At 61.7% G+C, this 10,360-nt stretch carries 6 protein-coding genes, 3 tRNA genes and 1 other RNA gene; 3 read left to right on the top strand and 7 right to left on the bottom strand.

What is annotated here, in order from left to right:
- Nucleotides 1–27 precede the first annotated feature (27 nt).
- From HKD46_RS17755 to HKD46_RS17780, 6 genes are all read right to left on the bottom strand, one after another.
- On the bottom strand, nucleotides 28–828 hold the full coding sequence (locus HKD46_RS17755; protein ID WP_010674395.1) for a transglutaminase family protein: 801 nt from the start codon (nucleotides 826–828) through the stop codon (nucleotides 28–30).
- Complete coding sequence (locus HKD46_RS17760) at nucleotides 825–1,751, bottom strand: alpha-E domain-containing protein (RefSeq protein ID WP_010674396.1); 927 nt, start codon at nucleotides 1,749–1,751, stop codon at nucleotides 825–827. The genes HKD46_RS17755 and HKD46_RS17760 overlap by 4 nt, the downstream gene beginning before the upstream one ends.
- Nucleotides 1,745–3,181 carry a circularly permuted type 2 ATP-grasp protein gene (locus HKD46_RS17765; protein ID WP_010674397.1) on the bottom strand — a complete coding sequence of 479 codons (1,437 nt, stop codon included), beginning with the start codon at nucleotides 3,179–3,181 and terminating at the stop codon, nucleotides 1,745–1,747. Before HKD46_RS17765 ends, HKD46_RS17760 begins: the two co-directional genes overlap by 7 nt.
- A gap of 358 nt (nucleotides 3,182–3,539) precedes the next feature.
- Nucleotides 3,540–5,252: a hypothetical protein gene (locus tag HKD46_RS17770; protein WP_139700835.1), complete on the bottom strand. Its 1,713-nt coding sequence runs from the start codon at nucleotides 5,250–5,252 to the stop codon at nucleotides 3,540–3,542.
- A gap of 237 nt (nucleotides 5,253–5,489) precedes the next feature.
- Nucleotides 5,490–5,565 (bottom strand) — tRNA-Asn (locus tag HKD46_RS17775).
- Nucleotides 5,566–5,567: 2 nt separating this feature from the next.
- Nucleotides 5,568–5,643 (bottom strand) — tRNA-Asn (locus HKD46_RS17780).
- A 467-nt stretch (nucleotides 5,644–6,110) separates the two neighbouring features.
- Here HKD46_RS17780 and dauA point away from each other — a divergent pair.
- From dauA to HKD46_RS17795, 3 genes are all read left to right on the top strand, one after another.
- Nucleotides 6,111–7,847, top strand: coding sequence for a C4-dicarboxylic acid transporter DauA (gene dauA, locus HKD46_RS17785; RefSeq protein ID WP_161648266.1), 1,737 nt, complete (start codon nucleotides 6,111–6,113; stop codon nucleotides 7,845–7,847).
- 270 nt (nucleotides 7,848–8,117) lie between these two features.
- Nucleotides 8,118–8,205, top strand: a tRNA-Ser gene (locus HKD46_RS17790).
- Nucleotides 8,206–8,259: 54 nt separating this feature from the next.
- A non-coding RNA gene (locus tag HKD46_RS17795) (RtT sRNA) lies at nucleotides 8,260–8,388 on the top strand.
- Between the two features lie 91 nt (nucleotides 8,389–8,479).
- On the opposite strand, the gene alr is transcribed toward HKD46_RS17795, so the two are convergent.
- On the bottom strand, nucleotides 8,480–9,592 hold the full coding sequence (gene alr / locus HKD46_RS17800) for an alanine racemase (protein WP_171865750.1): 1,113 nt from the start codon (nucleotides 9,590–9,592) through the stop codon (nucleotides 8,480–8,482).
- Between the last annotated feature and the right edge of the window lie 768 nt (nucleotides 9,593–10,360).

Genomic DNA, 10,360 nt, shown 5'->3' on the forward strand with positions numbered 1-10,360 from the left:
GCACTCCCGCCAGGACTCTCCCGGTCTTCATTGCTGCTGTCCATCCAGGCGGGTCACCTGCGCCTGGCTCTGCAACTGTTCGCACCCGCCGCCATAGCGCACGCCGCGCACCGGACAGGCATCCAGATAATCCATGCCGACCGCGAGCTTGAGGTGCTCGCTGGTGGAGCTGGTGAGGTTGGTGACGTCGAACGTGTGCCAGCGCTCCTCGATCCACACCTCGGCCCAGGCGTGCATCGCCACGTGGCTGTTGTCCTGGCTGTAGAGGTAACCGCTCACGTACCGGGCCGGCAGGCCGGCGTGGCGGCAGCAGGTCAGGAAGACATGGGTGTGGTCCTGACAGACGCCGCTGCCCGAAGCAAGTGCCTCGTCGGCGCTGAAGGTGGCATCCGTGCTGCCGGGCTGATAGGGCATCAGCACCAGGATGCGTGCCATCAGGCTCTGCAAGTCGGCCAGGGTCGGCTCCTCTGGCAGGCAGGCCTTCGCGAGATCCTGCAGGGCCGGGGTCGGGCGGGTGAGGGGGGTGGGCCTCAGGTAGCTCAGGGGAGAGATGAGGGAGGACTCCTCATCTTCCGGGGCGTCGTCGCAGATCTCCACCTCCCCGTGGGCGCGGATCAGGATCCCCTCGTGGGGGGACTCCAGGCTCAGCACGTGCAGTATGTTGCCGTAACCGTCCGTAGTGCAGGTGGCCTCCCCCGGCAGCTCCAGCTCCCAGGAGAGGATCTGCTGGCGGGCCGTGCTGTGGGGGGTCAGGCGCAGGTACTGGGTACTGCGGCGCACCACGTCGGCATAGTGGTAGCGGGTCTGGTGATCGATGATGAGTCTCATAATACCTCCAGGTAGGCGGCGTGGATGCTCTGGCCGATGGCGCCGATGTCGCTGAGGAAATCACTCAGGTACTCCTGCATGCCGAGGGCAAAGACATCGTCGATGGCGCCATAGGTCAGATGGGCGTTGAGTATGGTGGTCAGGCGCCGGGGCGTCTGACCGGCGTTGCCCTCGATCTGGGCCAGGATCAGCTCCATCTCGTCGAGGCAGGCCCGCAGGGAGCGCGGCACTTCATTGCGCAGGATCAGCAGCTCGGCGATGGAGGCATGGGAGAGCGTCTTGTAGAGGGTCTGGTGGGCCTCGTAAGCACCCACTGACCGCAACAGGGCGTTCCAGCGGTAGAACTCGCGCACGCTGTCCTCGTCCTCCCGGATCACCTGATACTTCACGGTCAGGATGCGTGCCGTGTTGTCGGCCCGCTCGATGAAGGTACCAAGGCGCAGGAACCAGAGCACGTCACCGCGCATGATGGTGCCATAGGTGGCGCCGCGAAACTGGTGGGAGCGCTCCTTGATCCAGTCGAAGAACTCCTGGGCCTGGCCGCTGGAGAGCCCCGCCTGGCGGCGCCGGCGGATCTCTATCCAGGCGGCGTTGATGCTCTCCCACACCTCACCGGGGATCTTGCCCCGCACGGCGTGGGCGTTGTCCCTGGCCATGCGCAGACAACTGAAGATGCTGCTCGGGTTCTCCTCGTCGAAGCAGAAAAATTGCAGCAGGTTCTCCATGTTCACCTGGCCGTAGCGGGCCAGGAAGGGCTCGTGAGTGCCGCTGATGGTGAGGGGCGCCACCAGCTCGCTGTGATCGGCGTCGATGGAGGGCATCAGCGACATGGTCTGGGTGACGTCCAGCATGCGCGCCGTGTTCTCCGCCCGCTCCAGGTGGCGGGACATCCAGTAAAGTTCGCTTGCGGTGCGGCTCAGCATGGGCTGCCCTCCATGACCCAGGTGTCCTTGGTGCCACCGCCCTGGGAGGAGTTGACCACCAGGGAGCCTTCGGTGAGGGCGACCCGGGTCAGGCCGCCCGGTACCAGGCGCAGCTCCTGCCCCGTGAGAACGAAGGGGCGCAGATCGATGTGGCGGGGGGCGATACCGGCATCGACGAAGGTCGGGCAGGTGGAGAGGGAGAGCGTCGGTTGGGCGATGTAGTTGTCCGGCCGAGCCTTGAGCAGCTCGCGAAAACGGGCCAGCTCCTCGCGACTGGCGCAGGGGCCGATAAGCATGCCGTAGCCGCCGGCGCCATGGACCTCCTTGACCACCAGCTCCTCCAGATTGGCCAGCACGTGGGAGAGGGCAGCCGGCTCGCGGCACTGCCAGGTGGGCACGTTGTTGAGAATGGGATCTTCCCCCAGATAGAAGCGGATCATCTCCGGCACATAGGGGTAGATGGACTTGTCATCCGCCACCCCGGTGCCGATGGCATTGGCCAGTACCACGCCGCCGGCGCGGTAGACCGAGAGCAGCCCGGGCACGCCGATGAGGGAGTCCGGGTTGAAGGCGAGGGGATCGAGGAAGTCGTCATCGATGCGGCGATAGATGACATCCACCCTTTTCAGCCCCGTGGTGGTGCGCATCAGCACCTGACCATCCTTGACCACCAGATCCGCGCTCTCCACCAGCTCCACCCCCATCTGCTGGGCGAGGAAGCTGTGCTCGAAGTAGGCGCTGTTGAAGCGCCCTGGAGTCATCACCACCACGCAGGGGTTGTCCACCGGGCTGCTCTCGCGCAGGGTCTGCAGCAACAGGGCCGGGTAGCGCTCCACCGGGGCGATGGGCTGGTTGTGAAACAGCTCCGGGAAGAGGCGCATCATCATCTTGCGGTTCTCCAGCATGTAGGAGACCCCGGAGGGAGTGCGCAGGTTGTCCTCCAGCACATAGTACTCACCGTCGTGGTTGCGGATGATGTCGACCCCGGTGATGTGGACATAGGTGTCCCGGTGCAGGTCGACCCCCTGCATGCAGGGCTGGTACTGGGCATTGGTGAGGATCTGGGCGGCCGGGATCACCCCCGCCTTCAGGATGCGCTGATCGTGATAGATGTCGTGCAGAAAGGCATTGAGGGCAGTGACGCGCTGGCGGATCCCCTTGTCCAGATGTTGCCACTCCCGGGCGGGAATGATGCGGGGAATGCTGTCGAACGGGATGAGGCGCTCGGCGCCGTCCCCGTCTCCGTAGACGTTGAAGGTGATGCCGACCCGGCGAAACAGCAGGTCGGCCTCTTCACGCTTGCGCTCTATGCTCTTCTCGTCGGTCTGGTGCAGCCACGAGAGGTAGGCGTGGTAATGATCGCGAAACTGGTTGTCGGTGAGCAGCATCTCGTCGTAACAACCGGGTCCGGGGGGCTTGATGGGCAGCATAGGCAACTCCTTGTGACGTCCCTGCGTACATCACAAAGTGCAAGGGCTGTGCCAGCCAATTGAGTCGCTATCGAGGCCAGTATCAGTAATTTTTTATTGAAAAATCATATGGATGACTTTTATGTCATCAAGGGTTAAGGCAGGGCGCACCAGAGTGGTACCCCATAGAGGGTAAGCCTGCGCCATCTTGTGGCAACAGGCCATGAGGGCAAGGGATGGGCGCATCGGGATGCGGGGGCGGGAGGCGAGCGCCCTTGCCCCGAGGTGGGGCAGGGGGATAAGAAATAACCCGACCGATGGCCGGGCTTGGGGTGATTCAGGCACCGGGAGTGGAGGGGCGGCCTGCTGGCCCCAACGTTCAACCTTCTGGCTGGGGATCATGCAGGGACGGGGCCAGGGCAAACCAGGCCGAAGCCAGGTCCGGGTTGCCCAGCGGCGTCGCGGCCATGAGGTCACGAACGTCAAACTCGTCCGGCACGCGGGCGGCGTGATGTTCCCAGACATGATCCAGCGTGGCTTCCTGCCGTGCGGGCAGGGCGGCAATCTCGGCGGGGCTGCACAGCCCGTGATGCAGGAGCTGGGGAGCATAATCGAGCATGAGCTGCTCCCGGCAGGCCGTGCGGATGTCGTCCCTGCTCCCCAGGTGACGCAAGGCTTCCAGGTTGCCAGCAAGCCAGCCGAGGCGGGCTGCTTCACAGCCGAGGTCGTGCCATGCGGCCAGTTTGTCCGTCGCGTCGGCCAGTTGCTGATTCATCTGTTGGCGCATCCGCAGCAGCAGTTGGCCCAGGGGTGTGCCGTCATCCAGGGATTCATCAGGCCAGGCCAGAATATCCTTCGCCACCTTCATCAGGACGGGCATGCTGTCTCCCTCGGCGGTGCCGACCAGATCGCACAGTTGCAGGGTAGGAGCGATGCGATTTCGCAGGAATTTTCCCTGGGCACCACACCGCTGCATGCAATGTTGCAGGGAGGTTCGCATCAGTTCGACGGCGACGGCCTTGACCAGGCCTGCGTCGGTCTGAAAGCGGGAGGAGTGCCGTCCATCCGGCAAATGTCGCTGTTTTATCCCTTCATACAGCGCCATGGCGGCCAGCCCCGTGACATAGGCACGAGTCAGTATCCGGCGGTGCAGGGCATGGTGCGCCAGCGGTATGACCCGCCCGTTGTGGGCGTGCAGCGGTCGTTGCTGCGCGTAGTGGATGGCCAGTGCGAGGCTCAGTTTCATGCCGGGGATCAGGGAGGCGGTCAGTACCAGTTTTCCCCACTCAACACGGCGCAGGGAGCTGAAGAAAATGTCGCGTTGGCTGGCAAGACGAGAGTGAAAGATGCCCCCTGCACTGATGTCGTGCTCATGACCCCTGAGCCATGCCCAGCGGGGGAGCGTCACCTGCTCGAAGGTGATGATGGCGTGATCCACCACGTCGAAGTAGGGGAGGTCGAGCACGTCCGGGCTGGAGACGCTGACCCCCTGACACAGTGCACCACGGGCGTCCCGGCAGGGCACCAGAAAGGGATGAATGCCGCAGTCTTGCTTGCCGACCCACAATCTGGCCATCACCACGCTGCTCTTGGGTTGCCCTTCCAGGGCGATGTAGGGCATGAACTTGGCGGCATGCCGATGGGGCGTATGGAGGATAAAACCGTCAGTGGCACAGTCGTAGCGGACTTCGGTTGCCATGCTCATGGCATTGTTGCCACAACCGAGCTCGGTGACCAGATAGAGCCCGTGAGTGCGCAAGGCCAGAGCCTCCTCAATCTGACCGATGATCTCCGGATGGTGCCGATCCCCCAGCTCCAGCAGCGTGCCGAGATAGAGATTGTAATGACTGGCCAGCAAGGGGCAGAGCCCCCCTTGCCGGGTCAGGCAGGGAGACTCCATCAGGGTGAGGAGGGGGGCCAGGTCGTCAACGATATCCTCTTGCCCGAGTGCAGCCGTGCTGGCGACAGTGTGGAAAATCCGGTAGATGGTCCGGGTCCGTTGTGCCTTCTCGAGTTGATGGAGATCGGGGAACAGGGTGTCGTTGAGTGCCAGGGCATGCAGGCGACTGGCCAGTGAAGCAGGGTGTGACATGATGGCTCCTTGACTGGATAGATCCAAATGGTCCTTTTCGAATCAATCATAGTCTTTGGGATCTCTGTGACGCCCTGGTGACGCGCCTGGTGATGAGTAAGGGGCGTCATCGAAGGCCATGGGGAATCAGGAAAGCAAGCAGGTGACGGTTTGGCGCGCCATCGGGCAGGGGGGCCGTGGACAGGCCCGGAAGAGCAGATATGAAAAAGCCCAGCCAAAAGGCTGGGCTTTAAAATGTGGCTCCCTCGACAGGACTTGAACCTGTGACATACGGATTAACAGTCCGCCGTTCTACCGACTGAACTACGAGGGAATTGGCTCCTCCTACTGGACTTGAACCAGTGACATACGGATTAACAGTCCGCCGTTCTACCGACTGAACTAAGGAGGAATGGCCTGTCTCGTCGAGACGGGGCGGATATTAATGGCCCATCTCCTGGGTGTCAACCCGCCTGTCGGCGTAAAAAACGGCTTTTTGGCCCGTTTGCCCAAAACTTGGGCAACGCGGACTATTTTCAGCACAATCAGGAGCTTGAGATCGCGCCTTCGGTCGGGTTGTGCCTGCCTTGTACCCTGATTCCCGCATACTGCCAGGAGGAGGCGTGGTGTCGTTCATCCGCAGAGTACCGTGCCCGGGGAAACCTGCCGTGGCGGGAAACGGCGTTGATATTCGGGGTGTCACCGACAATATTGCGCGCTCATGGCCATTTCTTGATCCCGCCCATCGAATTATCTGGCCGGGTCGGGTATGGTTGCCTTCGATACCATCGCCGCGTCGACAGCTCTGCCGGCCCTTGATGATGATCGGGTGCCGGTTCACCCCGGCCTTTGTCTCCCTCTTCTGGTATTACCCTAGACATGCACAATCAAGCTTCCTTACAAGGCGTGAAGCTGGCCATCGCATTGCGCCAATCCTGCATTGACGAACCCTACAGCGTGGCGCGCTTTGGCCGCGACCTCATCGCCGGCATCACGGTCGGCATCATCGCCATTCCCCTTGCCATGGCGCTGGCCATCGCCAGTGGGGTGCCGCCCCAGCACGGGCTTTATACCGCTATCATCGCTGGCATCGTCATCGCCGTGACCGGGGGATCCCGCTTCTCCATTTCGGGCCCCACCGCCGCCTTCGTGGTGATCCTCTACCCGGTGGCCCAGCAATTCGGCGTGGGCGGCCTGTTGATGGCCACTCTCATCTCGGGCTGTTTCCTGGTGGCCATGGGCATGGCGCGTCTCGGGCGCCTCATCGAGTACATTCCCCCCTCGGTGACCCTGGGGTTCACCGGTGGTATCGCCATCGTCATCGCCACCCTGCAGATCAAGGATTTCTTCGGCCTGCAGGTCCTGGAGATGCCGGAAACCTATCTGGGCAAGGTACAGGCGCTGGCCCATGCCCTGTCAAGCTGGCAGTGGGGAGACACCCTGGTGGGTGTGGCAACCCTGGCGGTGCTGCTGCTCTGGCCGAGATTGCGCCTGCCGGTACCCGGCCATCTGCCCGCGGTGCTGGTGGGGGTGGGGCTCGGGTTGGGTCTGCACCAGTTCGGGGTGGACGTCGCCACCATCGGCAGCAAGTTCAGCTATACCTTGGCCGACGGCAGTCAGGGCATGGGCATTCCCCCCATCGCCCCGACCCTGGTGATGCCCTGGGCGCTGCCGGGGCCGGACGGGGCGCCGGTGGAGTGGAATCTCGCCGCCATCGAGCGGTTGCTGCCCGCCGCCTTCTCCATGGCCATGCTGGGGGCCATCGAATCCCTGCTCTGCGCCGTGGTGCTCGATGGCATGACGGGTCGCAAGCACAGCTCCAACGGCGAGCTGGTGGGGCAGGGCCTTGGCAACATCCTGGCTCCTTTCTTCGGTGGCATCACGGCGACGGCCGCCATCGCGCGCTCCGCCGCCAACGTGCGGGCCGGTGCCACCTCGCCCATTTCCGGTATTGTCCATGCGCTGGTGGTGCTGGCTGCCATCCTGGTGCTGGCTCCCTGGCTCTCCTGGTTGCCGCTCTCTGCCATGGCCGCCCTGTTGCTGCTGGTGGCCTGGAACATGAGCGAGGCCCACAAGGTGGTGGATCTGGTGCGCCGGGCGCCCAAATCCGATGTACTGGTGCTGCTGGTCTGCCTGTCGCTGACCGTCATCTTCGACATGGTCATCGCCATCACCTTCGGGGTGATCCTGGCCTCTTTGCTGTTCATGCGCGAGATAGCCAAGATGACCAGGCTGCACAACCTGGCGGATCACAAACGCTATGCCAGCGAGGTGTCCCCCTCGACCCTTGTCTACAAGATCAACGGACCGTTGTTCTTTGCCGCCGCCGAGCGGGTCTTTGACGAGTTGCTTGCCCAGGTGAAGGACCACAAGGAGTTGATCCTGCAAATGGAGGCGGTCTCCATCCTGGATGCTGGCGGTCTCACCGCCTTCCAGCAGTTCGCAAAACGCATGGCCAAGGCGGGGGTCCGTCTCAAGGTGGCTGAATTGCAATTCCAGCCTCTCAAGACCCTGGCGCGGGCCAAGGTGCGTCCGGTGCCGGGAGAGCTGGAGTTCTACGGCTCGCTGGAAGAGGCGATTCGAGGAGAACATTTGCACGAAGCGGTTGAAAATTGATGGAAAGGGATAGGAAATGGCATATTTTTAGTCACTTGGTTCGCTTATTGAGCAAACAGTGGCAAAAGATAAAAAATTGCATTGACCGCCTCGCGCCTATCCCTTACATTACGCCCCGTTCCAGCGCAACGGCGCAGCGAATTCGTGTTGGCTGAACACGTAAAAGCACAGACCAAAATTGGGTGCGGTGTCCGAGTGGCTGCCCACCGACGAAGTTGGCAAGATGCACGCGCAGCGTGCTCCGAAAGCCACTTCAAGCAGTGAAAATTTGGTGAGGTGTCCGAGTGGCTGAAGGAGCACGCCTGGAAAGTGTGTATACGGCAACGTATCGAGGGTTCGAATCCCTCCCTCACCGCCAAATTGCAAAAAACCGACCTCATGGTCGGTTTTTTGCTTTGGGGAAGCGTCATCAGCTCATCTCGAAGAGGGAGGGTGAGAACCCTCGCCGGGTTCGAGCAGAGCAGCTTGCTGCGATGAACGGCCACAGGCCGCCCCGAAGGGGTGAGCCACGCAGTGGCGAATCATCCCTCCCTCACCGCCAAATAAAACAAAAGGCCCCGTCGAAAGACGGGGCCTTTTGTTTATCAAGGGCTGGTTTGACACTTCTCTGTGGCCGGTCTCAGACCGCTTGCTCAGGCCAGCTTCAACATCGGCATCTGTTCGCGTTTGTCACAGTGCGTCAGATGGACCCGGCTGGTCAGGCGGGTCAGCAGCTCGTAGGGGATGGTGCCTATCTTTTCGGCCACCTGTTCCACCGGCAACCCTTCCCCCCACAGCGTCACCTCGTCTCCCACCTTGTCGCTGGCCGCCGGCCCCAGATCGACGGTGATCATGTCCATGGAAACCCGACCCACGATGGGCACCCGGCGGCCATTGATCAGCATGGGGGTACCTTCGGGCGCCATGCGGGGGTAACCATCGCCATATCCCGCGGCCACCACGCCGAGGGTAGTATTTCGATCCGCCACCCAGTGTCCTCCATAGCCGACCGCCTCGCCCTGCTGGCAGGCGCGGGTGGCGATGAGCTGGCTCTTGAGATTCATGACCGGGCGCAGGTCATGGTCGGCGGCAAGCTGACCGGTAAACGGGGAGGCGCCGTAGAGCATGAGGCCGGGTCGGATCCAGTCGCTGCGCGATGCCGGCCAGGCGAGGATGCCGGCGGAGTTGGCCATGGCCCGCTCGCCCGGCAGATGAGCAGAGAGGCGGTTGAATTCCTCGATCTGCAGCCGGGTGGCCTGGGTATCCTGCTCATCGGACTGGCTGAAGTGCGTCATCAGATGGAACGGCTGCACCACGTTGCGACAATGGCTCAGCCGCTCGATGAAGGCGGGCAGCTCCAGGGTGCGCAGCCCGAGCCGGTTCATTCCGGTATCGAGCTTGAGCCACACCTTGATGGGGGCGGGCAGACTGGCCTGCTCGAGCAGTGCCAGCTGCTCCCAGGTATGCAAGGTGGTTTGCAGTTCGTGTTTCGCCAGCAGCGGCAGCGCCTCGGCACTGAAGAAGCCTCCCAGCACCAGAATGGGCTTGGTGATGGCGTTGGCACGCAGCACCAGCGCCTCCTCGACCCTTGCCACCGCATAGGCATCGGCCTGGGCGAGGGCGTGGGCCACCTGCAGCAGCCCATGGCCATAGGCATTGGCCTTGAGTACCGCGATGATCTTGCTGTGGGGGGCATGGCGGCGCACCACGGTGAAATTGTGCTGGAGTGCATCGATATCGATGCTGGCCGTAACTGTGTTCATCATGGGTCGGGTGTCTGCTCGATGAGTAGTTGGCTGATGGTTTCAATCCCGATCCGGTGATCCTGGCTGCCGGGACGAGCAAACGGGGGTCACTGAATCATGTTTTTTATATGCTTTAAAATGTAAAAAGATGTTATCAGTTGTTTTTTTGTTGGTAAATTATGTGGCGAATAGGAATGCGTAAATGCGCAAAATACGGAATATTCCTCGGTATAAATTTCCCTGCCAACGCTTTCTCTGGCTCCCTATCGGGCAATATTTATCACTGGTTTTTCCCCTTAAAACGGGAGGGGGATCGAGCCGTTTTCGCACATTGTTGGCGGTTTTTCGCACCGGCTGCGTGCAGGTGGGGTTGCCGACCCCCGGCCAAGGTGCGGGGAGGGGCAGGTGCATGGCAGAGGAGAAAAGCAGGCTACCAGCTCCATGGGGGGTGAAGGTGGAACTGCCGGATTAAAGAGGGCATCTCGTCGAACCGGCGAGTGGTGTACGCCACCAAGAAAGCTTGTGGCCGGCTTGGTGGCGCACGCGGCCGGAGAGACAGGTCATCCGTGGCCAGGGATGGTGAAGCATGGATGTGGGCCGGTTAATTAATCAAGCGGCGAAGATCAGCCTTGAACAGCAGGGCGGGTTATTTCTTAAAAGCTGATCATGTACAGGATCTTTAGCGCCAACCAATTGAAATAGATATAAAAAAGGCTTCGTTTGTGATCTAATTTTATCGCCAAACAAAATCAACACGCGCGAAGCCTATGACCATTATTAATGCTAATC

Source organism: Aeromonas sp. TW 6, assembly GCF_013168745.1.
In the GTDB taxonomy this organism is placed as follows: Bacteria; Pseudomonadota; Gammaproteobacteria; order Enterobacterales; family Aeromonadaceae; genus Aeromonas; species Aeromonas caviae.

Bases quoted from the DNA above. Each gene is read 5' to 3' on its own strand.
- HKD46_RS17755 (WP_010674395.1), bottom strand. From the start codon at position 828: ATGAGACTCATCATCGATCACCAGACCCGCTACCACTATGCCGACGTG.
- HKD46_RS17760 (WP_010674396.1), bottom strand. From the start codon at position 1,751: ATGCTGAGCCGCACCGCAAGCGAACTTTACTGGATGTCCCGCCACCTG.
- HKD46_RS17765 (WP_010674397.1), bottom strand. From the start codon at position 3,181: ATGCTGCCCATCAAGCCCCCCGGACCCGGTTGTTACGACGAGATGCTG.
- HKD46_RS17770 (WP_139700835.1), bottom strand. From the start codon at position 5,252: ATGTCACACCCTGCTTCACTGGCCAGTCGCCTGCATGCCCTGGCACTC.
- dauA (WP_161648266.1), top strand. From the start codon at position 6,111: ATGCACAATCAAGCTTCCTTACAAGGCGTGAAGCTGGCCATCGCATTG.
- alr (WP_171865750.1), bottom strand. From the start codon at position 9,592: ATGATGAACACAGTTACGGCCAGCATCGATATCGATGCACTCCAGCAC.